The organism is Desulfobacter sp., assembly GCA_028768525.1.
Lineage (GTDB): Bacteria > Desulfobacterota > Desulfobacteria > Desulfobacterales > Desulfobacteraceae > Desulfobacter.
Genome location: CP054837.1, coordinates 1,972,661 through 1,993,917 on the forward strand (window position 1 = coordinate 1,972,661; position 21,257 = coordinate 1,993,917).

Sequence of the window (21,257 nt, forward strand, 5' to 3'; positions counted from 1 at the left end):
TTCATTGCTGCCATTTGCGGGCCACCCGCCAAAAATAAAAGACAAAGGGAATAATTCATGATACCATGGTTTTAAATTGTCTTGGGCGAAACACTGCCCGTGTCCATTGTTCCCTATAGTCACTCATGATCTTTGACTGTTTATAAATACAGCCAGTATTCACAATCTAAAACTGAATACAAAAGTTAAGGGGAAGCATCATGACGGATAGGCCGACCTACCATGAGCTGGAAAAGCGTGTTCGAAAACTGGAAGGCGTTAAATTAAAATACCTCCAAACCAAATCTGCGCTGACGAAAAGTAAACAGCAGTATCTTTCGATTATTCAGAACTTGCCCGTATTGATCTGCAGCTATGTTCAAGGCGGTGACATAACATTCGCAAACAAGGCTTACTGCGACTATTTTGACAAAAAACCGGATGAATTAATCGGTACCAACTTTTTGTCATTTATCCCCAAAGAAGAAAGGGGGAAAGTGATGAAAAGCATCTCGAATTTAACCCCTCAGTCTCCGGTTCAGATACATGAGCATCGGGCCCATGCGCCCGACGGCAACATACGATGGCAGCAGTGGACCAACAGGGCAGTGTTCGACAACCAGGGAAAAGCCTTTCTCTTCCACGCCATAGGCCAAGATATTACCGAGAGGAAACAACACACCGCGGCTTTAATTGCATCAGAGAAAAAATACCGTGCCTTGATTGAAACAACCAATACCGGCTATTTAATTCTCGACAAAGCCGGGAGGGTAATTGACGCAAACCAGGAATATGCACGCCTTTCCGGGCATAATTTTGTTAAAGAAATTTTAGGCAGAAGCGTGGTTGAGTGGACGGCCCCCCATGACAGGAAAAAAAATGAACAGGAGGTCAAAAAATGCTGCAAAAAAGGGGGCGTAAAGAGCCTGCAGATCGACTACATGGATAAAACCGGCAGACGGCTTCCTGTTGAGATTAACGCCAAACTAGTCCATTCAGATGATGGGGTCAGAATTTTATCCCTCTGCCGGGACATCACCGAACGAAGTATTAAAAACAAACTGCAGGAATCTCAATTTCGGCTTATAGAATATGCTGCAGATCATTCCATCAAAGAATTGCTGCAGAAATTTTTAGATGAGGCGGAAATTCTGACTGAAAGCAAAATCGGTTTTTTCCATTTTGTCGAGAATGACCAGGTGACGCTGTCTCTGCAGGCCTGGTCGACAAACACCCTTGAAAAAATTTGTAAGGCCGAAGGCGGGGGACAACATTATCCCAAATCCCAGGCCGGCGTCTGGGCAGACTGTTTAAACGTCGGCGGCCCTATCATCCATAACGACTATGAAAGCCTGCAGCACAAAAAAGGACTGCCCGAAGGCCATGCCCCGGTAGTGCGCGAACTTGTCGTACCCGTCATTCGGGGGGGAAAGGTGATGGCGATTCTTGGCGTTGGCAACAAGCCGTCTGACTACCATATCCATGATGTTGAAACACTTCAACAGCTTGCGGACCATGCATGGGAAACGGTTGTCGGCAAACGGGCAGAAGAGCAGACAAAACGGAGCGAGCGGTTTCTTGACACCATCGTGGAGAATATTCCCAATATGCTGTTTGTAAAAGATGCCGAGGAGCTTCGATTTATAAGGTTTAACAAGGCCGGCGAAGAGTTGCTCGGGCTCTCCAGGGATAAACTGATTGGAAAAAATGATTATGACTTTTTTCCCAAAAACGAGGCGGACTTTTTTACCCGAAAAGACAGGGAAGTATTGGCCTCACGGCAGTTGGTGGATATCCCCGATGAACCCATACAAACAAAAGCCAAAGGGGAGCGGCGGCTTCACACGAAAAAAATCCCCATACTGGACGACTGCGGAGATCCGGAATATTTATTGGGCATTTCGGAAGATATCACTGAATACAAGAAAATTGAAGCCCAGCTCCGGCAGACCCAGAAGATGGAATCCATAGGCAATTTGGCCGGCGGTGTTGCACATGATTTTAACAATATATTGTGCCCGATCATCGGGCTTTCTGAAATGATGCTGGAAGATTTTCCCCAGGACAGCATGGAATATGACAATATTCAAGAGATATTTACAGCAGGAAAAAGGGGCAGTGAACTGGTCAAGCAGATCCTGGCATTCAGCCGCCGGTCCGCCCATAAATTGATACCGGTCCAGATCCAGCAGATATTAAAAGAGGTAATCAAACTCAGCCGGTCAACGATTCCCTCAGACATCGACATCATCAGTGACATCCAGCAGGATTGCGGACAGGTCATGGCAGACCCTGTGCAGATCCATCAAATTGCAATGAACCTGATCACCAATGCCTATCATGCCGTTGAAAAATCAGGGGGACAATTATCTGTCACGCTAAGGGAAACCGAACTGCCCGAAGAAAATCAAGGAAACAAATCGCTTATACCAGGACGCTATGCCTTGTTTTCCGTTTCCGACACGGGATGCGGAATCGCCCCTGAAGCAATGGATAAAATTTTTGACCCTTACTTCACAACCAAAAAGAAAAACAAAGGCACCGGCCTGGGTCTTGCCGTCGTTTACGGCATTATCAAAGAATGCCGGGGAGATATTGAAGTCCGCAGCACCCTTGGCACCGGGACAAAATTTACTGTCCACATTCCAATAATTGAAACCAGCCATGAACAAAAAGCCGCTGAGCCGGAAAAACAGTTAAAAACTGGCAATGAAAGGATTCTATTGGTCGATGACGAGGCCCCCGTTGCCCGGCTTGAAAAACAGATACTTCAACGGCTCGGCTACAGGGTCACGGCAAGAGAAAGCAGTACCGATGCACTCAATACGTTCAAAGCGGCCCCTGATGCCTTTGACCTGGTTGTCACCGATATGACCATGCCGAATCTGACCGGAGACCAACTGGCCAGGGAAATGATTTCAATACGCAAGGACATCCCGGTCATCATCTGCACCGGATTCAGCGAAAGAATGAATGAAAAAACAGCCAAGCATATTGGGATTAAAGGATTTTTAATGAAACCGGTGGCTAAATTGGAAATGGCTCAAATGGTAAGAACCGTTCTGGATGAACAAAAAAAACAATGAAGATATGAATATTCGACATCCCAATGTGTCTGACTATGACAGAGTTCTCGGTGTAATGGTAAACTGGTGGGGCGGACGTGACCTGCGGAACAAGGTCTATAAAGGCCTTTTCATCCACTTTACAAACACAAGTTTCCTTGCGGAAAATGAAGAGGGGGCCCTTGTGGCTTTTCTTCTAGGCTATTTGAGTCAAACCCATGAGAACGAAGGATTTATAAACTGGATGGGCGTTCACCCGGCCCACCGCAACAGGGGAATTGGCCGGCTTTTATGCGAGCGGTTTTTCGATATTGCCCGCAGCCACGGAAAAACCCGGGTAACATCCAGCACCGCAATTATCAATACAGCGTCCATGAACTGGCACAAACACATGGGGTTTACCGTCGAGAAAACAAAGGATTCTTTTTTATTCTCATTGAAAATATGAACACCTGTTGTGTTTGTTCCCCGGCATGGGCGTATATTTAGACATTCGTATCGTTTTTAAGCTTTATTTACCCCCCCTTATTCCCCGCCCACTTCACCATGGCTGGTTATGAATTACCTTTTGTAACAAAACCCCACAAAAAAACTGCATAACAGAAAGCGCCCCCGTGATATAGATTTTATGCATAAGTTGCAGAGAAATAGCCATTCCGGATTATAACCCTTAATTCCCCTTTAAAAAAGCCAGCCATGACCTCTTTAAAATTTTGCGGTTTAATTTTATTTATTCTGATCGTTTTCGGAACCCTCCTTCTTTTCACCCCTTGGGGAAACTCACTGTTTCTCAGTTTTCTTCCCCGGCCACAAATCCCAAAGAACCGCCCCTATATCATAAAGGAAGTCCGTTTTCCCGGGGAAGATAAAACAATTTCCCTGGCCGGGGAGCTGACAATGCCAAATCACGGGGGGCCTTTCCCGGCCGTTATCCTTATTGCGGGCTCCGGCCCCCATGACCGGGATGAGACCATAGCAGGACACAAGCCGCTTCTGGTTCTGGCGGACTATCTGACCCGACACGGTTGGGCCGTATTAAGATATGACAAACGGGGAATTGGAAAAAGCAGCGGGGCGTATACCTCTGCAACGTTCAGAGCATTTGCCGCCGACGCGGCAGCCGCCCGGGAATGGTTGCAAAAAAACAAGGATATCGATCCGAACCGGATTGGCTTTGCCGGGCATTCCAGCGGCGGCTATATCGCTCCGATGGCAGCAGAAATAAACGATGCGGCTTTTCTCATCTTGCTTGCTGCACCCGCGCGGGATCTTGGGGAGCCCCTGATCCGGCAGCACCATGATATCGCCAGGGCCCAAAAAAAAGAAAACGCCTGGATTGAACAAGATCAGGCATGGATCAATGAATTTGTCCATATCTTCAAATCCGCGCCAGATCCGGCAACCGCCCGCCGGAAGGTACTTGCTGCCTTTGACAGGTACAGCAAAGGTCTCAAGCTTCAGAAAAAAGACCTACTAACCTTCCTCGGCCAAGCTCCGCCCGCCTGGCTGATGTTCGGGTGCCGCCACGACCCCATGCCCGGGCTTCAAAATTTTAAAGGCCCCGTACTCGCGCTTTTCTGCAGCAAGGACCTGCAGGTTTCAGCTCAAGAGAATGTGCCCGCCATGAAAGCAGTGCTGGGACATGGGGCATCCAAGGTAATGGTATTCCAGGGGCTGAACCATCTGTTCCAACCGGCAAAAACAGGATTACCCGAAGAATATGCCTGGATCGACACGACATTTGATGAAGCCGCCATGAATGCCATTGCAGAATGGCTCAATCAATTTCAACCTTAGGATAAAACGAAACAAATGCAAAGGAGAAGGATATACTCCCCCCCCCTTTTATTTTGGGTCAGGCAAATCCAGGTTGAATAATTGCCGGGCAACGTTGAGGTATAGGGAATCGTCCCGGTGGTCACCGGTATTGCGCAGGAACAAAACGGGATCATGGATGGCGCGGGAGGCAATGGCCCGGGTCATCCGGCGGATGGCATCCACATCTTCAGGGGCCAGGTGGTTCAGGCGGGAAAGGGTTTTTTCGAACTCCATGTCCACGATGGCGGTCATCTTGTCGTTAATGGCCTTGATGGTGGGCACGATGGACAGGCTGCCCATCCATTTTCTGAAGGAGACCAGGGCTTCCTCCACAAATCGGCCGGCCTTTACCGTCTCCTGTTCCCGCTGCTGGATATTGGTCTCCACAATATTTTTCAGGTCGTCGATATCATAGACATAGGCGTTGGAGACCTTGTTGATCCCGGGATCAATATCCCTGGGCACGGCAATATCAATAAAAAAGATGGTGTTGTGGTTCCGTGCCTTCATGGCCCGTTTCACCTGGTCCCGGGTCAGCACATATTCTGTGGCACCGGTGGAACTGATAATGATATCCACGTCAGCCAGTGCCGCCTCCCGCTCTTCAAACTGGACCGCACTGCCGTTGAATTTCCGGGCCAGAGACAATGCATTTTCAAAGGTCCGGTTGGCCACCACAATATTTTTAACATTGTGGTTCATGAGGTGCTCTACGGCCAGTTCCGCCATTTCCCCGGCCCCCAGCAGCATCACACTCTTGGTGGACAGATCCGAAAATATCTTGTTGGCAAGCTCAATGGCGGCATAGGAAATGGAAACGGCATTATCTCCGATGCCGGTCTCCTTTCTCACCCGTTTGGCCACGGAAAAGGCCTTGTGCATCATCCGGTTGAGCAGCACCCCCGAGGCCCCGACCTTAACCGCGGTTTTATAGGCCTGCTTTACCTGTCCCAGAATCTGGGGTTCTCCCACCATCATGGAATCCAGGCTGGCCGCCACACAGAACATGTGCCGGATGGCCGCATCCCCTTCATGGACATACAGAGAGGACCGGAACTCGGATACGGGCAGCTGTTTGTGATCGGAAATAAACTGGATCACGGCATCGATCTGATCACCGGTTTCCGGGATATAAAGGATTTCCATGCGGTTGCAGGTGGAAAACACCAAGGCCTCTTTAATCCGGTCATCCTGTTTAAAATGCTCAAGGGCGGCCAGGGTTTCATCCCCGGAAAAGGAGAGTTTTTCCCTCAGCGCCACCGGCGCGGTTTTATGGTTGGCACCAATCAGTATAATTTTTGACATATTTCGCTTCGCTGTTTCGCTGTTTTGCTGCTGTATTTTTCCTACCGGGTAAAATCCTGGTGATGTCCGCCGAGGATCAGGTTGACCCCCAGGAAGGTAAAGGCAAGCATGGCAAACCCCACAATGGACATAATGGCCGACTTCCGCCCCCGCCACCCCGAATAAAGTCGCAGGTGAAGCAGTGCCGCATAGACCAGCCATACCCCCACGGAAAACACCTCCTTGACATCCCATCCCCAAAAGCTGCCCCAGATGGCCTTGGCATAGATAAAGCCGGTAACCAGGCCAAAGGTTAACAGGGCAAATCCGGTGGTGATACAGGTATAGGAAACCATATCCAGGAAATCCAGGGAGGGCAGGCGCTTGAAAAAGAATCCGGGATTCTTCCCCCGTATGCCCTGCTCCTGAATCAGGTAGAGGATACCGGCCCCGCAGGCAAGACCCAGGGCAGCCTCTCCGGTAAAAATCAGTATAATATGGGCAAAGAACCAGAACCCGCGGATCACCTTGTCCGGTTCAACGGCCGTATCCGGAATAATCACCACCGCCAGCATGAGCAGGGAAAGAAGTCCCGTGGCAAACAGCCCCAGGATTTTAAGATTAAACCGGTACTGGATATAAAGAAACATCCCGCCCACGGCCAGTGCCGCCATGGACAGGCTCTGCACCAGGTTATGGATGGGCAGCCCCTTCATGCCGATGCCCTGGACAATCACCGCAACCAGATGAATGGCCACGGCAAGGGCGGTCAGCCCCAACGACAACCGCTGGATGCGGTCCTTCTGGTGAAAAAGATAACAACCGTACCCGGCCATGCTGATGAAGTAAAGTACGGCCGATGCCCTCAGGAGAATATCTGAAAATTCCATCTGTATCACGACTCCCGATTTAAGTTGCCTGGCCGGCCAGGCTGTCAAAGGAAAATCCCTCCCCGAGGAGCCGGGCAAGGAGATTGTCAATGTCTTTAATCTTTCCCCCGGCGATCAGGTCCGGCAGACCGGCCCCGGCCAGGGCGGTAAATATTTTTTTGTGACCTTGGGGATCATGGCCCCGGGCCAGCAGTTCTTTTCTGATATTGGCCATCAGGGTGAGCATGATCTCATATTCCGGGCCGAACAGGGATTCAAGTTCCACGCGGAGGCGCCTGGCCACGGCCGGGCTGGCCCCGCCGGTGGATACGGCCACCTGCAGTTCCCCGCGGTCCACCACGGCGGGCAGGATAAAGTCCCCCTTGTCTTTTCCGTCGGCAATATTACACAGGACCCCGGCCTTGCGGGCCGCTTCCCGCACCCCGGCGTTCAGGGACAGATTATCCGTTGCCGCAAAAACCAGGCATGCCCCGTCCAGGTCGCCGGGGGCAAAGGCCTTTTTCTCCAGGCAGATGTTGTCATGTGGGGCTGCGGCAAGCTCCGGTGAGAACCCGAGGCTGACCACCCGGACCCGGGCACCGGCCTTTGCCAGCCCCAGCGCCTTGCGGGCCCCGACCTTTCCACCGCCCACCACCAGGCAGGTTTTGCCGGCCACATCCAAAAATATGGGATAGTATTTCATGCCATCCTTATTAATCATTCCTTGTTTGAACAAGGGATTTAATATATATTGCCCTTTGAGTTTTTTCAATATTTATTCATTTTGAAAGGGCGCCATGATTATCGATTCCCACACCCATCTATTCCAATCATCAGTGGAACAGGACAGAACCCCGTTTTTCGACAAGGAACCGGAATTCAAACTCCTTTACGATTCACCCAAATCAAAAATAACAACGACGGACGCCCTTTTGGAAACCATGGACCGCCATGAGGTAGACATTTCTGTGGTCAGCGGATTTCCGTGGCGGAACCCGGAATATGCAAAAGCCAATAATGATGCCGTGATTGAAGCGGTCACCGCCCATCCGGACCGCATCCGGGGGCTGGCCTGTTTTGATGCGGCCTGGGAGGGTGCGGCATGCGAGGCGGAACGCTGCATAGACGCCGGACTTTCGGGGGTGGGGGAGCTGGCCTTTTACCTCTCCGGCATTGACCAGGGTGCCATTGCCCTCCTGGCACCGGTGATGGAAGTACTCAGAAAAAAAGGTAATCTGCCCTGCATGATCCACACCAACGAGCCTCTGGGCCATCCCTATCCGGGCAAGACCCCGGTCACCCTGGAGCAGATAGACGGCCTGGCCGCCGCCTTTCCGGACAATAAAATCATCCTGGCCCATTGGGGCGGTGGCATTTTCTTTTACCACATCATGAAAAAAGAAATGAAAGAGAGGCTGAAAAACATCTGGTACGATACGGCCGCCTCGGTATTTCTCTATGATTCCGCTGTCTATGACATGGCGGCAGCGGCAGGGGTAATCGACAAGGTCCTCTTCGGTACGGACTTCCCGCTGCTCACCCCGGCGCGCTACTATAAAGACCTGGACAATTCTTCCCTCTCCCCGGAAGAAAAGGATATGGTGCTGGGGGGCAACGCCGCGGCCCTATACCAATAAAGGCGGCGGCGCCTGCGGATCAGGCGGGAATGGAAATGGTAAAACAGGTGCCTTTGTTTTTTTCGCTTTCCACCTCAATGCGGCCGTTGTGGTATTGGACAATGTGCTTGACAATTGCAAGGCCGAGGCCTGTGCCGCCCTGGTCCCGGCTGCGGCCTTTGTCCACCCTGTAAAAACGGTTGAACAGTTTCGGCAGATGCTCCCTGTCAATGCCCGCCCCAGAGTCCTTGACCCGGATAAAAATGCTTCCCTCCCCCTTGACGGCGGCTACGCTGACCCCAGTGTTCTCCCCGCTGTATTTCACGGCATTATCCACCAGGTTAAAAATAGCCTGTTCCATGAGAACGGGATCCACCAAGGCCGATAGATCTTCCGGGCACTGAATCGACAGCGCAACCCCGTTGTCCTGTGCTTTTTCCCGGCAATAGGCCACCGCCCCCCGGATCAATGAGGAAAGGGGGTGGGATTCCAGTTGGATATCGGTGCCCTTGAGCCGCTCCAGGCGGGAAAGCGCCAGCAGATCATCAATAAGACCGATCATCCGGTTGACGTTTTTATCTATGATGCTCAGAAACCGTTGATACTGGGGGCCGGTATCTCCGCCCCCGGATTCGTCCGCCGCCATCTGCATCAGGGTTTCAATGAACCCCTTTATGGTGGTGAGCGGGGTTTTCAGTTCGTGGGAAACATTGGCGGCAAAATCCTTGTGCATGGTCTCCAGCAGCCGGATGCGGGTGATGTCGTGGCAGATGATCAAGGTGCCCATCCGCTGCTCATTGGTATCGTAGAGGACTGTGGAGTGGATATTGAGAACCAGGCGCTGGTCCCGTTCTATCACGATATCCTCGTCCACGGGTTCATGGGTTGACAGGGCCCGCTGGATAAAGTTCTGGAGTTCAAAATTCCGGGCCACCTCCAGGATATTTCTGTTCTTGAGGGTCTCCGGTGCAAAATCGAAAATCCGGGCCGCCGCCGTATTGATGGTGATAATTTTTTCATCGCCGTCAACGGCGATCACCCCTTCCTGCATGCTGGTATGCACCGCTTCCAGTTCCCGGCTCCGGTTTCTGGCATCGGTGATTTTCCGGTCCAGTTCCCGGGCCATGAAATTCATTGACCTGGACAGGGCAAACAATTCCCGGGTATCGGCCGAAGGCAGGCGGTTGGCCAGGTTGCCCTTTGAAAACGCTTCAGCCCCTTTCCGCATCTGCTCAAGGGGCCGGGTGATCCGGCCCGCCACATACAGGCTGGCCAGGGCTGCGGCGGCAATGGTGATGACCAGGGCAAAAAGAATGCTGTTCCTCACCGCGTAAATTTTGGTATCAATGTCCGAAATGGAGACCGCCGTCCTGATCACTGCCGTTTCCCCGCCCTGATGGGACATGGGCAGGGCAATATACATCATGGTTTTATCCAGGGTGGAGCTGTACCGGACAGACACCCCTTTGCTGCCCGCCAGGGCCCGGGCAATCTCCGGACGGGCCCTATGATTCTCCATGGTTTCGGGACGGGCAAAGGTATCGCCGACCACCTCCCCTGTGGGCAGAATCACGGTGATACGGGTATTGATGCCGCCGCCAACTTTTTTACACAGGGCATCTATACCTGCCCTGTCCAGCCGGTCGCCGTAAAGGGCGGTAACGAACCGGTCCCTGACAAGGGATGCCCTGACGCTCAGCTCCTTTTCTGAACTTTCAAGAAAAAAATCCTTGAAATACCCGGTGGCATACCAGGCTTCAGCGGTGAGGGAGAGAAGGATAATAATGAGGAAGGACGGAAAAATCCGCCATATCAGTTTGGTTTTTTTTCGGCGCATGGATATTGTTCCGGATTAGGCGTCTTCTTTGAACCGGTAGCCCACGCCCCGGACGGTTTCAATACAGGATGCATAATGCTTGAGCTTCTTGCGCAGCCCCACAATAATGACATCGATACTCCGTTCGGTCACGGCATAGTTTTCCCCGTGGATGGCATCCACGATCTGCCCCCGGGTGAATACCCAGCCCTTTTTTTCTGCCAGAAAGGAAAGCAGCTCGAACTCGGACAGGGTCAGTTCCACCACAGCCCCCTCTATGGTGACCCGGTGTTTGGCACGGTCGATCACCATGTCCCCTTCCTGGCGGACACGGACCGGTGCGTCGGACGAATTTTTGCGCCGCCGGCGCAGGATGGCGCGGATCCTTGCGGTCAGTTCCCTGGGGCTGAAGGGCTTGGACATATAATCGTTGGCCCCCAGTTCAAGTCCGGTGACAATGTCTGATTCTTCGCCCTTGGCCGTCAGCATGACAATGGGAATTTCGGCGGTGGTCTCGTTATTTTTCAGGTACCGGGTCACCTCAAGGCCGTCAATGCCCGGCAGCATGAGGTCCAGTACCATCAGGTCAGGGCTGGACTGCTTGGCAATCTTGATGGCCTCTTCCCCGGTCATGGCCTGAACGATATTGTAACCTTCACTTTTTAAATTAAACTTAATCAGCTCAAGAATATCTTCTTCATCATCAACAATCAGTATGGTTTCCTTGGACATAATCCTATCCTGATTTTTCGGTCTTGTTTATGGTCATTTTTATCACGAATGCCTGATAATTTCCCCTTCAATGAGGTAAATCACTTCTTCTGCAATATTTTTTGTGTGATCTCCCACCCGCTCTATATGCCTGGAAATCAGATACATATTGATAATTTCCGTCACCATTTCAGGATGGCGTTGGATATCATCCTTCATGATCCTGTAGGCATCGTTTCTCATGATGTTGACCTCTTTGTCCATGTCACGGACCGTATAGGCCAGATCCACATCCATGCTCACCAACGCGTCCAGGCTCAGCTTAAGCATTTTGGCAGCCTGCTCGGCCATGGCGGTGTAATCATATTTGAATGTTGCCGTATGCTTGGCAGATGTCTTGTACCGCTGGGCAATGTTCACAGCATAATCGGCAATCCGTTCCAGGTCATTGTTAATTTTTATCACCGCCGTAATCAGGCGCAGGTCCGTTGCCACAGGCTGGTACAGGGCCAGGGTTTTGAGGCACTCTTCTTCAACCTCAACCTCCCGCTCATCCACCAGATAATCTGTATCAATGATCTCCTGGGCCTGGTCCAGGTCCTCTTTTTTGATGGCATAGATGGCCTTTTTAAACCGGTCTTCCACCATCGCACCCAGGGAAAGTATTTCTTTTTTTATCCGGTGCATGGCGCGTGTCAAATGGGTTGTCATCTGTATCCCCCGATATATCAATTCAATAAAAATAATTGAATTTTTTTACCCTGATTTCATTAGAATTCTGTTAGATTTAGGTTAAGGGGAAATTAAACCTGGCACCGGCCCGGCGTTTATTGAACGGTTTTTCAAGGATGGATATCTTTGCCCGGCTGCAGAATCACTTTTTCCAGGTATAGGGTATTTCCCCTTTCATTATACCGGCACCGGTCACAATAGGTTTCCATGATGACCATTCCCCTGCCGTGGTCCGCGGCCTCGTCCATGGGGGTCCGGCAGATCCTTTTCCAGTCAAACCCCGCCCCCTGGTCCTCAATGGAGATCTGCAGGCTGTTGCCCGTGGCCATGGACAAGCACAGCTTCACCACCTTGGCCGGATCATTTTTATTTCCATGGCGCACGGCATTTGTCAATCCTTCCCGGAGAACCAGGTTGACGGCAAACTTTTGGGAAGACAGATCCGGCCCCATGGATTCAAGGAATCCGGATACGGCATTACAGGCATCGTCAATCTTAGCCAGGGAGGAGGAGAACCGGATCTCCAGGCCATTGCCCTGCCGGCTTAATTCATAGATATTCCCGGCATTCGCCATCCCCTATACCTCCACACAGAGAAGGACAATGTCATCCTCGGGCCGGGCCTGTTCCCCGAACAATTGATTGACCAGGACCTCGGGCGCCGTGTCAAAGGGGATATCCCTGAGCCCTTCATATACGGGCAGCAGGCTTTCGGCACCCGACACCCAGGTTACCTTGTTTTCGGCAGACTCCACCAGGCCGTCGGAATAAATAAAAAGCCTGTCCCCCACGGACACCGGCAGCTGAACCTGGCCGAAACCGGCATCGGGAAAGATGCCCAAAATATCCCCTTCCGCCCGGATCAGCCGTGGCGGTTCGCCCTTGGGCATATACACCACAGGGGGATGGCCGGCATTCACAATGGTCAGCCTCATGGTACTCCGGTTCAGGTGCATGTAGCAGGCAGTGAGGTATTTGCCCGAGGGCAAAATCTCCACCAGCACATCATTGATCAGTTTCATGCTTTCCACCGGGGAGTAGACAGGGGTGCAGTTCTGGGCCAGCAGCGCCTTGACCGAGGCCGTCATATATGAGGTTTCGATATCGTGGCCCGATGAATCCGCCACAAAATATCCGGTAATGTTTTCGGAAATTTCCAGAATATCGTAAAAATCCCCCCCTGCCTCATGAAGCGCCCTGTAGTAGACGCTGAAACCGGCCCCGGGAAAATCCTCGGGCCGGGGAAGCATGGCGGCCTGGGCCTCGGTGACCTGGCGGAGTTTTCCCGCCTGGGCCTGTATAAGGGAATTGGTGGCAATGGAAAGCTTGAGGTGAATCCTTACCCGGGCCAGTACCTCCTGGGGATGGAAGGGCTTAATGATATAATCCACCGCCCCCAGTTCAAAACCCTTCAGCTTGGCATCCACCTCGGAGACACCGGTCAAAAAAAGAACTGGAATGGCCGTGGTGGCCGGATTGTCCTTTAACTGCCGGATCACATCGAATCCGTTTTCTCCGGGCATCTCTATATCCAGCAAAATCAGGTCCGGTTGTTTTTCCAGGGCGGCCATGCGCCCGTCCGGCCCGTTGTCCGCCGTATAGATCCGGTATCCTTCCTTGGTCAGCGTCTTTTCAATGAGGCGAAGGTTCAGCAGGTTGTCATCAACGGCCAGCACCGAGTATGGCTGTGCATTGTCCGGGCCCATATGCCTCATCCTAGATCTCTTCCTTTAGCCGGTCCAGCAACCGGTCCATTTCATCCATCCACCCCTCAAACCCGTCAAAACTGCCCTCTTTTCCCTTGAATTCCATTTTTTTGGCCAGGGATGCCATCTCTTCAAATCCCAGGTTCCCGGCCGCCCCCTTAATGGAATGGGCAGCGGCAGCAGCATCTTCCGGGGAATTTCCCTTCATGCTGCTGTGTATTTTTTCCATGTCCGCCTTGGTGGTGGTATAAAACAATTGCGCCAGTTCCAGAAAATCTTCCATATCGATGCCCAGCCGTGATGCCAGTGCTTCAAAATCCATGGAGGCTCCTTAAAAGTTGAAGAGAAATGAAATCGTAACTGGAAAAGTATAAAAAAAAAGGCATCCATTGTAAACCTTGGTTTGACAAATCATGGATCAATGCCATATTTACCCAAAGAGGCGAAAAACAGAATCATAAAGGAAGATACATGGCACCGTGCCAAAAGCACCCCTCCCGTGAGACCCCATACCGCTGTGCGAAATACAATGTCTACCAGTGCAGGGAATGCCTGAAATGCAAGGACCCCAAACTCTATTGTAAACACAGGCCCTCCTGCGCCATTTATATGATTACCGAACGGGGACTGGATCCCGATGCCTGACAGACAGTCCCTCTAACTTACATTAACCCACCAGACCTAAAAGCAAACCATGAAAAAAGACAGCCACCAGTTTATCCAGGAATACAAGGGCCTGGCCGCCTTCGGCATGGGCCGGGACACCGACGAGGAAACCATTATGTTCTACCTGCAGAAATTCAGTGAAGACACCTTCATGAAAGCCTTTCTGCCCAGACTCAGCGACACGGAGCTGGAAGAGATATATCTCTGGGTAAACAATTTTTTGAAAAAACATATCTCCGAGGATGAATACCACGGGCTTTTCCTAAAAGACCGTTAGCGCACTTTAGGATTAACAGCAGGGCAGCCAGTGTCGCCATGAGTTATTCTTGGTCAGTATATTCCCCGCGCCATTCAACATCCTTGACAAGGCCAGCAGTTTAACATATCTCCGGATTTATACTTGGGTAATCCCTAAATTCAATTTAAAGGAGAAAACGAATGAATGCGAAAAAGCTGATGTTTGGTTTAATGGCCGCCCTAATGGTAATGTTTTTTATGACAGCGGCCCAGGCCGGTACAAAAAAGGACCTGATGATGGCCACCACCACCAGCACCGACAACACGGGCCTGCTGGATTACCTCATGCCCTATTTTGAAAAAGATACCGGCATTACCATCGAATGGACCGCCACCGGCACCGGCAAGGCGCTGAAACTGGGCAAGGGCTGCGATGTGGATGTGCTTTTGGTCCATGCACCGCCCGCAGAAAAAAAATACATTGCCGACGGATTCGGCAAGGACCGCCGGGAAATCATGTACAATGACTTTGTGATCATCGGCCCCAAAGCCGACCCTGCCGGCATCAAAGGCAAAAATATCTCCGACGCACTTGCTGCGGTTAAATCAAAAGAGGCGCTTTTCATGAGCCGCGGTGACGACTCCGGCACCAATAAAAAAGAAAAGCTCCTCTGGAAAAACGCAGGCATCCCCCTTCCCGATAAAGAGGCCTGGTATGTCCAGACCGGACAGGGCATGCTGGCCACCATCAACGTGGCCCAGGAAAGAAAAGGCTACACCATGACTGACCGGGGGACCTACATCAAATACCAGGACCAGCAGGGCGGGAATGCCCCCCTTACCGTTCTGGTGGAAGGGGATGACATCCTACTGAACCAGTACGCGGTGCTGACCCTGAACCCCAAGAACTGCCCCAACGCAAAATACGAACTGGCAGTAAAATTCTCCGACTGGATGGCCTCGGATGCTGCCCAGAAAAAAATCGCTGAATTCAGGCTCCTGGGTAAAAAGCTGTTTATCCCCAATGCCAAATAAGACACAGCCTTAATGGAGTTTCTTGCTTCAGGCTTTTTTAAAGCCATTGAACTGCTGATCAGGGGAGATGCCTCCACCTGGTCGGCAGTTTCCGCCACGGTCCAGGCCTCCACCTGGTCCATGGCTGTCAGCCTGCTGGCCGGCCTGCCCTGCGGGTTCTGCCTGGGCTATTTTGATTTCAGATTCAAACGCCAGGTCAGAACCCTGGTGGACACCCTTTTGGCCCTGCCCACTGTCTGCGTGGGCCTTCTGGTATATGCCTTTATTTCATCCCGGGGCCCCCTGGGACAATTCGGCCTGCTCTTCACTCTGCCCGGCATTGCTGCCGGTCAGGCCATCCTGGCATTTCCTATTGTTACGGCCATCACGGCCTCCATCATCGAAAACATAGACGAGGACCTGAAACTGACCCTGGTCTCCCTGGGCGCCGGCAAAAAAGACATCGTCCTCACCTGTCTGTGGGAGGTGCGGTACGGCATCCTGGCGGCGGCGGTGACAGCCTACGGCCGGGTACTTACCGAGGTGGGGATATCCATGATGGTGGGGGGAAATATTAAATACCATACCCGGACCATTACCACGGCCATCGCCCTTGAAACCAACAAGGGGATGTTCGCCGACGGCATCGCCCTGGGAATCGTTCTCATGGCAATTGCCTTCGGGGTCAACCTCAGCCTCTCTTTTTTAAGGAAACGATAATGGCCGCCCCCCTTTACCAACTCACCGGTGTCAGCCATTTTTACGGCCATAAAAAAGTGCTGGAAATCGACCGTTTGGATATCCCCCAGGGGGCGATTCTGGGCCTCTCAGGCCCCAACGGCAGCGGCAAAAGCACTCTGCTCAAGCTGCTCGCCTTTGCCATGTCCCCCACCCAGGGCCAAATCTATTTTAAGGGAAGACCGGAACACCCCATGTCCCCCCGGGTCAGGTCGAGGGTCAGTCTTTTGACCCAGCGGCCCTACCTGCTCAAGCGGACGGTGCTGGACAACGTCGTTTACGGCCTTAAGATAAGGAAGGATAAAAAAGAGCTTCACCGGCGGGCGGCAGAGGCCCTGGATGCCGTGGGCCTGAACTTCGGCGAATTCAAGGACAGGGCATGGCACCAGCTCTCCGGGGGCGAAGCCCAGCGGGTGGCCATGGCCGCCCGGCTCATCCTCCACCCCAGGGCCCTTCTGCTGGACGAACCCGTGGCCAGTGTGGACACCCAGAGCGCAGGGCTCATCCGCAGGGCATCGCTTGCGGCCCGGGATGCCTGGGGATGCACCCTGATCATCGTCAGCCATGATTTAATCTGGCTCAACGAGTGCAGCGACACCCGGATTTCCATGCACAAGGGACGGATTTTCTCCACCCAAAAAGAGAGCATTATCCCGCCGCCCTATACAAAGAAATCGGGCCAAACCCTTAAGCTGACGGAGAACGACGGGTATATCATCCTGCCGCCGCCCACCGGGGACACGGCCGTCATCCCCCAAGACAGCATCCGTATCGCTGGGACCGGTGACCCGGGAGGGGATGATAACAACCGGGTCAATGCCCGGATTATTGAAATGATCCTGGATAAAAGAAACGGCAACATCCTGACCTCATTTTCAATGAATGGATTTTCCATCACCCTGAGCCTGGACAGGGACCAGGTAGCCCGGCGTTCTCTTCAGCCGGGAAAGGAGGTGGTGCTTACCTTTAATTCTTCGGATATCAACTGGCGGTAACCCTGTTGCGCCTCAGGGCTTTAGTACCAGAAAGTACAATTGCCCGGGTGCGGTCATATGCCCGGCAGTGTAAGCCGCCCACTCGCCGTTCCCGCAAAAAATATCCACCCGGCCGGGCCCCTTGATGGCGCCGCCCGTATCCTGGTTCAGTACAAAAAAAGAGGCTTTTTCCCAGCCCTCTTTGGGCTGTCCGGTATACTCAGGCAGGGCCGCGTCTACAAATGCCAGGCCGCCCCTGGGAAAGACCTTCACATCCGTGGCAATGGACCGCAGGGGGGTCACGGTCACCCCGATGTTGCCGTAGGGGCCGCCCCTGCCGTTTTTAAAGAACACAAAGCTCTCGTTATAATGAAGGACCTCATCCATGCGGTCGGGATTTGCCTCCAGCCACTGGCGGATGGCCTGCATGGACATCTTTTCCCGGGGCACTTCGCCCTTGTCAATGAGGTATTTGCCCACGGACCTGTAAGCATTTCCGTTGGTCCCGGCATAGTGGATGCGCATGATCTCACCGGTATCCAGGGCCACCCGGCCCGACCCCTGGATTTCAAGGAAAAACCGGTCCACCCGGCTGGCCAGCCAGACCAGGGGCTCGGCCCGGTCATGAAAGCCCTGCATATTGTTGATCTCTTTTCTGGCATAGTAGGGTAGAATCCGGCCGGCGTCAGCATCCACCCTTGCCATGAGGCGCTTATGCCCCTTGTATTTTTCGGAAAACTTCGACAGGTCAATCTGGAACAGATCATTCGGCACGGAATAAACCGGATAGGCAAACGCCCCCCCCCGGGTGAGGCTCCCCCGGTAGGTGGGCTCAAAATACCCGGTGAACAGTACCTCGCCGTCGGTGTTGCCCACACTTTTATAGACATGGTAACGGTCCCGGATAAACCGGGAAAGTTCAGCAGGCGAAGGCCGATTCCCCATAAAGGCCTGGAAGGTCTCAAGGGAGCGGATCATATGCGCGGCATCGTACCGGTCCTTCCCGTAGACAAAGACCCGGGTTGCCGGCACCCGGGTAAAATAAACCAGGCTCTGGAGGATCGAAGCTTCAAGGTCTTTAAATCCCAGGGTGTCCCTGAATTCTGGGACATCCCCCTTTGACAGCCGCTCCATGGGAAGCCGGGAAGGATCTTCGGCCGGACGCTTGTCACCGCACCCGCAGATTAAAATCACTGCAGCAATGGCAAGCGCCGCCATCATCCCCTTATTCATCACTTTGATTTTCCTCCAGGCGTCTTGCCACCGCCTTCTCCTCGTCAATATCCGCCAGGTCCGGCAGCGGCGTCCTTGAAACGGAAAGACGGTCCAGTTTCCGGGCCGAGGCCATCACCCGTGTCTCCATGGCTCCCACGGTCCGGTTGAATGTGGCGGCGGTTTTTTCAATGTCCTTGCCCAGGCGGTTCATATGTCCGGCCATGGTGGAAAGGCGGGTAAACAACTCCCCTCCAAGGTTCCGTATTTCCTCGGCATTTTCATACCCCTTTTGCTGTACCCAGGAATAGGAGACCGTTTTGAGCAGGGCGATCAGGGTGGTAGGGGTGGCCAGGACCACTCCCTGGTCAATGCCCTTGTCAATGAGGTCCGGGCGGGCGGACAGGGCCGCTGAAAAAAAGTTTTCCCCGGGAATAAACAGCACCACAAACTCGGGGCTGGGACTGAAAGCCCCCGTATATCTTTTAGATGAAAGCTGGGCCACATGGGCCAGCACCTGGCTTGCGTGGGTGGCCAGGCGGTCTTTCTGCTCCTGGGGATCTTCGGTTTCCAGGGCATCCAGATAGGCCATCAGCGGCACCTTGGCATCCACCACGATATTCCGGTTCCCGGGCAGGCGGACCAGCATGTCCGGCCGCAGTGCCCCTTTGCCTGCGCCCGATGCCGCCTGCTCAAAGAAATCGCAGTGTTCGGCCATGCCTGACAGCTCCGCCGCCCGTTTCAGGGTAATCTCCCCCCATCGCCCCCGGACATGGGGCACCCGCAATGCCTTGACCAGATTGCCGGTCTCCCTGTGGAGCAGGTGCTGGGTCTGGGCCATTTCCGAAAGATGCCGGCTGATGGCCCCGTAGGCCCGCTCCCGGTCCTTTTCCATGAGTCCCAGGCGCTGTTCGTATTTATCCAGGACCCGGTGGACCGGGTCCACGGCCTGGCGGATCTCATCCCCTTTGGCCCTGAAATCCTGCCGGGCCTCCCTGACATACCCGCTGAAATGGGACTGGGCCAGGTCCATGAAGGCCCTGGAATTTTCATATAATGCCTGGCTGGATAAATCCTTTAGCCGCCCGGAAAAAAACAGCACCCCGGACCGGGCCAGGGCCAGGCAGACCAACACGCCCAACATAAACCCCGCTGCAAGGAATGCGAGCTGGTCCAGGGTAATCAGGGCCTGCAATTGATTCATTTTGCCCTGTCCGAAATATAGGTGCCGCTCTTGCCTCCGGATTTGGTGGCCAGATGGATGTCGGAAATCTCCATGGCCTTGTCATAGGCCTTGCACATGTCATAAATGGTCAGGGCGGCCACGGATACGGCAGTCAGGGCCTCCATTTCCACCCCGGTCTTTTCCGTCAGCGACACCTCGGCCTCAATGTGGATTTTATGGGTTTCCTTATCCGGCGTGAAATCCACCCGGGCATGGGTGATATTTATGGGATGGCACATGGGAATCAGATCCCAGGTTCTCTTGGCCGCCATGATCCCGGCGATCCGGGCTGTCTCAAGGACATTGCCCTTTTTCACCCGCTCATCCAGAATGGACGCCAGGGTCTGTTCAGACATGGCAATGGATCCGCGGGCCACGGCAACGCGCTTGGTGGGGGCCTTCCCCCCCACATCCACCATCCGGACCCGGCCCTGGTCGTCCAGGTGGGTAAACTCTTTTTTTGTCATAATCTCTCCGGGTATCAGGCAAAGACCTGGGTCTTGGATGTGGCCTCGGCCTTAATCCGGTTCAGGGTAGTGGTAAGGGTCTCAAGTACATTTTCCCGTATATCCCCGGCCACGGCCAGGAACATGACATCGTCCCCCACCGTCAGGGGCCTGTCCGCATTAATATGCACCTTGACATCCACGATGCCGGGCACGGCCCTGGCTTCGGCCAGAATTTCCTCCAGCTTCCCGCCGTCCACCTTCACCTCAAGACCGGTGACCTCCCGGCCGTCCCTGGCGGTGGCCCGGACAATCCCGTTATGGTACAGCACCATCCCGGCCTTGGAAATCTCCGGATGATTTTTCATTGCATTGATCATTGCAGGCAAATCCATATTCTCTCTCCTATTCTTTCACCCCACGGGCCCTGCCCGTCATCCTTTATTACCGGCCATCGCCCTTGCGACAGCCAGGTCTTCCGGGGTGTTAACGTTAAATTTGAACCGCATCTGCGGATCAAGTTTTTCAAGTGCTTCCGGCGCAATCTCTCTTACCTTCTTGGCCTTGAAAAACCGCTTGATCATAAAGATATTGTCTGCCAGACTTTTTTCAATCCTGGGGATGCAGGATTTGTTATAGAAAGCGGACAAAGGTTCCAGACCTTCCCGGGTTCTGGGAATGACAATCTCCTTTCCTTTCGCCCTGGCCCCCCAGAGGTGGCGGATAATTTTCTCATTGGCAAAGGGCACATCGCAGGCAGTGGCATAGATCCAGGGATTGGAGGCGTAAAACAGCCCGGCATGAAGGCCGGCCAGGGCGCACCGGGCAGGGATGATATCCCTCACGACCATGGCGTCGGCTCCGGCAAAGGCGCCGGGATCGTTGACCACCAGGATCACTTCATCAAAGAGCGTCTCAAAGAGGGCGGAGAGCTTCTCCAGCATGGAGGCCTCCCCCACCCGGTAAAAGGTTTTCTTCTTTCCGGGCAGGCGGCTGTTTGTCCCGCCTGCCAGAATGACACCGGTACATTCAATTTTTTTCAAGGTGTTCTCTTCCGCAGTTGTCCGAATCATCCCCGGCAGTCCCGGGGTAAAAATATCCTCTGATGATTATAGGAAGTTGAACCGAAAATCAAGGATTGATGGCGCC

Annotated in this window: 23 protein-coding genes; 9 read left to right on the top strand and 14 right to left on the bottom strand. The window is 53.2% G+C overall.

The annotated features are described in order from the left end of the window. Nucleotides 1-200: 200 nt before the first annotated feature. From HUN04_09095 to HUN04_09105, 3 genes are all read left to right on the top strand, one after another. On the top strand, nt 201-3,065 hold the full coding sequence (locus HUN04_09095) for a PAS domain S-box protein (protein ID WDP89857.1): 2,865 nt from the start codon (nt 201-203) through the stop codon (nt 3,063-3,065). A 4-nt stretch (nt 3,066-3,069) separates the two neighbouring features. After that, the gene (locus tag HUN04_09100) at nt 3,070-3,492 is read left to right on the top strand and encodes a GNAT family N-acetyltransferase (protein WDP89858.1); all 423 of its coding nucleotides are present in this window, start codon (nt 3,070-3,072) and stop codon (nt 3,490-3,492) included. Between the two features lie 449 nt (nt 3,493-3,941). Beyond that, nucleotides 3,942-4,841, top strand: a complete 900-nt coding sequence (locus HUN04_09105) for an alpha/beta fold hydrolase (protein ID WDP89859.1) — start codon at nt 3,942-3,944, stop codon at nt 4,839-4,841. 48 nt (nt 4,842-4,889) lie between these two features. On the opposite strand, the gene HUN04_09110 is transcribed toward HUN04_09105, so the two are convergent. The 3 genes from HUN04_09110 to HUN04_09120 form a co-directional block, all read right to left on the bottom strand. Then, complete coding sequence (locus tag HUN04_09110; protein ID WDP89860.1) at nt 4,890-6,167, bottom strand: glutamyl-tRNA reductase; 1,278 nt, start codon at nt 6,165-6,167, stop codon at nt 4,890-4,892. 41 nt (nt 6,168-6,208) lie between these two features. Continuing rightward, complete coding sequence (gene ccsA, locus HUN04_09115; GenBank protein ID WDP93225.1) at nt 6,209-6,982, bottom strand: cytochrome c biogenesis protein CcsA; 774 nt, start codon at nt 6,980-6,982, stop codon at nt 6,209-6,211. Between the two features lie 73 nt (nt 6,983-7,055). Continuing rightward, entirely contained in the window at nt 7,056-7,718 is a 663-nt protein-coding gene (locus HUN04_09120; GenBank protein WDP89861.1) for a bifunctional precorrin-2 dehydrogenase/sirohydrochlorin ferrochelatase, read from the bottom strand. Nucleotides 7,719-7,812: 94 nt separating this feature from the next. On the opposite strand from HUN04_09120, the gene HUN04_09125 reads away from it, so the two are divergent. Then, nucleotides 7,813-8,652, top strand: coding sequence for an amidohydrolase (locus HUN04_09125; protein WDP89862.1), 840 nt, complete (start codon nt 7,813-7,815; stop codon nt 8,650-8,652). Nucleotides 8,653-8,671: 19 nt separating this feature from the next. Here HUN04_09125 and HUN04_09130 read toward each other — a convergent pair whose 3' ends face one another. From HUN04_09130 to HUN04_09155, 6 genes are all read right to left on the bottom strand, one after another. Next, nucleotides 8,672-10,468: a PAS domain-containing protein gene (locus HUN04_09130; protein WDP89863.1), complete on the bottom strand. Its 1,797-nt coding sequence runs from the start codon at nt 10,466-10,468 to the stop codon at nt 8,672-8,674. 15 nt (nt 10,469-10,483) lie between these two features. Then, the gene (locus tag HUN04_09135; GenBank protein WDP89864.1) at nt 10,484-11,179 is read right to left on the bottom strand and encodes a response regulator; all 696 of its coding nucleotides are present in this window, start codon (nt 11,177-11,179) and stop codon (nt 10,484-10,486) included. Between the two features lie 42 nt (nt 11,180-11,221). Continuing rightward, a complete protein-coding gene (gene phoU, locus HUN04_09140) occupies nt 11,222-11,869 on the bottom strand; it encodes a phosphate signaling complex protein PhoU (protein WDP89865.1) in 648 nt (215 codons plus the stop codon). A gap of 131 nt (nt 11,870-12,000) precedes the next feature. Continuing rightward, the gene (locus tag HUN04_09145; GenBank protein ID WDP89866.1) at nt 12,001-12,465 is read right to left on the bottom strand and encodes an ATP-binding protein; all 465 of its coding nucleotides are present in this window, start codon (nt 12,463-12,465) and stop codon (nt 12,001-12,003) included. 3 nt (nt 12,466-12,468) lie between these two features. Continuing rightward, entirely contained in the window at nt 12,469-13,596 is a 1,128-nt protein-coding gene (locus tag HUN04_09150) for a fused response regulator/phosphatase (protein ID WDP93226.1), read from the bottom strand. A 10-nt stretch (nt 13,597-13,606) separates the two neighbouring features. Next, nucleotides 13,607-13,918, bottom strand: a complete 312-nt coding sequence (locus tag HUN04_09155) for an Hpt domain-containing protein (protein ID WDP89867.1) — start codon at nt 13,916-13,918, stop codon at nt 13,607-13,609. A 149-nt stretch (nt 13,919-14,067) separates the two neighbouring features. Here HUN04_09155 and HUN04_09160 point away from each other — a divergent pair, with 149 nt between their 5' ends. From HUN04_09160 to HUN04_09180, 5 genes are all read left to right on the top strand, one after another. Then, on the top strand, nt 14,068-14,241 hold the full coding sequence (locus HUN04_09160) for a hypothetical protein (protein WDP89868.1): 174 nt from the start codon (nt 14,068-14,070) through the stop codon (nt 14,239-14,241). A gap of 49 nt (nt 14,242-14,290) precedes the next feature. Continuing rightward, the gene (locus tag HUN04_09165; GenBank protein ID WDP89869.1) at nt 14,291-14,539 is read left to right on the top strand and encodes a cytoplasmic protein; all 249 of its coding nucleotides are present in this window, start codon (nt 14,291-14,293) and stop codon (nt 14,537-14,539) included. Nucleotides 14,540-14,700: 161 nt separating this feature from the next. Further along, nucleotides 14,701-15,534, top strand: a complete 834-nt coding sequence (locus HUN04_09170; protein WDP89870.1) for a substrate-binding domain-containing protein — start codon at nt 14,701-14,703, stop codon at nt 15,532-15,534. Between the two features lie 12 nt (nt 15,535-15,546). Further along, nucleotides 15,547-16,233: an ABC transporter permease gene (locus HUN04_09175; GenBank protein ID WDP89871.1), complete on the top strand. Its 687-nt coding sequence runs from the start codon at nt 15,547-15,549 to the stop codon at nt 16,231-16,233. Beyond that, entirely contained in the window at nt 16,233-17,246 is a 1,014-nt protein-coding gene (locus HUN04_09180; protein WDP89872.1) for an energy-coupling factor ABC transporter ATP-binding protein, read from the top strand. Before HUN04_09175 ends, HUN04_09180 begins: the two co-directional genes overlap by 1 nt. A gap of 12 nt (nt 17,247-17,258) precedes the next feature. On the opposite strand, the gene HUN04_09185 is transcribed toward HUN04_09180, so the two are convergent. From HUN04_09185 to HUN04_09205, 5 genes are read right to left on the bottom strand one after another with little or no spacing between them, the layout of a single operon-like run. Continuing rightward, nucleotides 17,259-18,443: an MltA domain-containing protein gene (locus tag HUN04_09185; GenBank protein WDP93227.1), complete on the bottom strand. Its 1,185-nt coding sequence runs from the start codon at nt 18,441-18,443 to the stop codon at nt 17,259-17,261. 7 nt (nt 18,444-18,450) lie between these two features. Further along, nucleotides 18,451-19,641 (bottom strand): DNA recombination protein RmuC, encoded by a 1,191-nt coding sequence (locus HUN04_09190; protein ID WDP89873.1) that lies wholly within the window; start codon nt 19,639-19,641, stop codon nt 18,451-18,453. After that, nucleotides 19,638-20,129 (bottom strand): cyclic pyranopterin monophosphate synthase MoaC, encoded by a 492-nt coding sequence (gene moaC / locus HUN04_09195; GenBank protein ID WDP89874.1) that lies wholly within the window; start codon nt 20,127-20,129, stop codon nt 19,638-19,640. The genes HUN04_09190 and moaC overlap by 4 nt, the downstream gene beginning before the upstream one ends. A 14-nt stretch (nt 20,130-20,143) precedes the next feature. Beyond that, entirely contained in the window at nt 20,144-20,503 is a 360-nt protein-coding gene (locus HUN04_09200; protein ID WDP89875.1) for a molybdenum cofactor biosynthesis protein MoaE, read from the bottom strand. A gap of 39 nt (nt 20,504-20,542) precedes the next feature. Further along, the gene (locus tag HUN04_09205) at nt 20,543-21,181 is read right to left on the bottom strand and encodes a molybdenum cofactor guanylyltransferase (GenBank protein WDP89876.1); all 639 of its coding nucleotides are present in this window, start codon (nt 21,179-21,181) and stop codon (nt 20,543-20,545) included. Nucleotides 21,182-21,257 lie beyond the last annotated feature (76 nt).

Bases quoted from the DNA above. Each gene is read 5' to 3' on its own strand.
- HUN04_09095 (WDP89857.1), top strand. From the start codon at position 201: ATGACGGATAGGCCGACCTACCATGAGCTGGAAAAGCGTGTTCGAAAA.
- HUN04_09100 (WDP89858.1), top strand. From the start codon at position 3,070: ATGAATATTCGACATCCCAATGTGTCTGACTATGACAGAGTTCTCGGT.
- HUN04_09105 (WDP89859.1), top strand. From the start codon at position 3,942: ATGCCAAATCACGGGGGGCCTTTCCCGGCCGTTATCCTTATTGCGGGC.
- HUN04_09110 (WDP89860.1), bottom strand. From the start codon at position 6,167: ATGTCAAAAATTATACTGATTGGTGCCAACCATAAAACCGCGCCGGTG.
- ccsA (WDP93225.1), bottom strand. From the start codon at position 6,982: ATGGCCGGGTACGGTTGTTATCTTTTTCACCAGAAGGACCGCATCCAG.
- HUN04_09120 (WDP89861.1), bottom strand. From the start codon at position 7,718: ATGAAATACTATCCCATATTTTTGGATGTGGCCGGCAAAACCTGCCTG.
- HUN04_09125 (WDP89862.1), top strand. From the start codon at position 7,813: ATGATTATCGATTCCCACACCCATCTATTCCAATCATCAGTGGAACAG.
- HUN04_09130 (WDP89863.1), bottom strand. From the start codon at position 10,468: ATGCGCCGAAAAAAAACCAAACTGATATGGCGGATTTTTCCGTCCTTC.
- HUN04_09135 (WDP89864.1), bottom strand. From the start codon at position 11,179: ATGTCCAAGGAAACCATACTGATTGTTGATGATGAAGAAGATATTCTT.
- phoU (WDP89865.1), bottom strand. From the start codon at position 11,869: ATGACAACCCATTTGACACGCGCCATGCACCGGATAAAAAAAGAAATA.
- HUN04_09145 (WDP89866.1), bottom strand. From the start codon at position 12,465: ATGGCGAATGCCGGGAATATCTATGAATTAAGCCGGCAGGGCAATGGC.
- HUN04_09150 (WDP93226.1), bottom strand. From the start codon at position 13,596: ATGGGCCCGGACAATGCACAGCCATACTCGGTGCTGGCCGTTGATGAC.
- HUN04_09155 (WDP89867.1), bottom strand. From the start codon at position 13,918: ATGGATTTTGAAGCACTGGCATCACGGCTGGGCATCGATATGGAAGAT.
- HUN04_09160 (WDP89868.1), top strand. From the start codon at position 14,068: ATGGCACCGTGCCAAAAGCACCCCTCCCGTGAGACCCCATACCGCTGT.
- HUN04_09165 (WDP89869.1), top strand. From the start codon at position 14,291: ATGAAAAAAGACAGCCACCAGTTTATCCAGGAATACAAGGGCCTGGCC.
- HUN04_09170 (WDP89870.1), top strand. From the start codon at position 14,701: ATGAATGCGAAAAAGCTGATGTTTGGTTTAATGGCCGCCCTAATGGTA.
- HUN04_09175 (WDP89871.1), top strand. From the start codon at position 15,547: ATGGAGTTTCTTGCTTCAGGCTTTTTTAAAGCCATTGAACTGCTGATC.
- HUN04_09180 (WDP89872.1), top strand. From the start codon at position 16,233: ATGGCCGCCCCCCTTTACCAACTCACCGGTGTCAGCCATTTTTACGGC.
- HUN04_09185 (WDP93227.1), bottom strand. From the start codon at position 18,443: ATGGCGGCGCTTGCCATTGCTGCAGTGATTTTAATCTGCGGGTGCGGT.
- HUN04_09190 (WDP89873.1), bottom strand. From the start codon at position 19,641: ATGAATCAATTGCAGGCCCTGATTACCCTGGACCAGCTCGCATTCCTT.
- moaC (WDP89874.1), bottom strand. From the start codon at position 20,129: ATGACAAAAAAAGAGTTTACCCACCTGGACGACCAGGGCCGGGTCCGG.
- HUN04_09200 (WDP89875.1), bottom strand. From the start codon at position 20,503: ATGGATTTGCCTGCAATGATCAATGCAATGAAAAATCATCCGGAGATT.
- HUN04_09205 (WDP89876.1), bottom strand. From the start codon at position 21,181: ATGATTCGGACAACTGCGGAAGAGAACACCTTGAAAAAAATTGAATGT.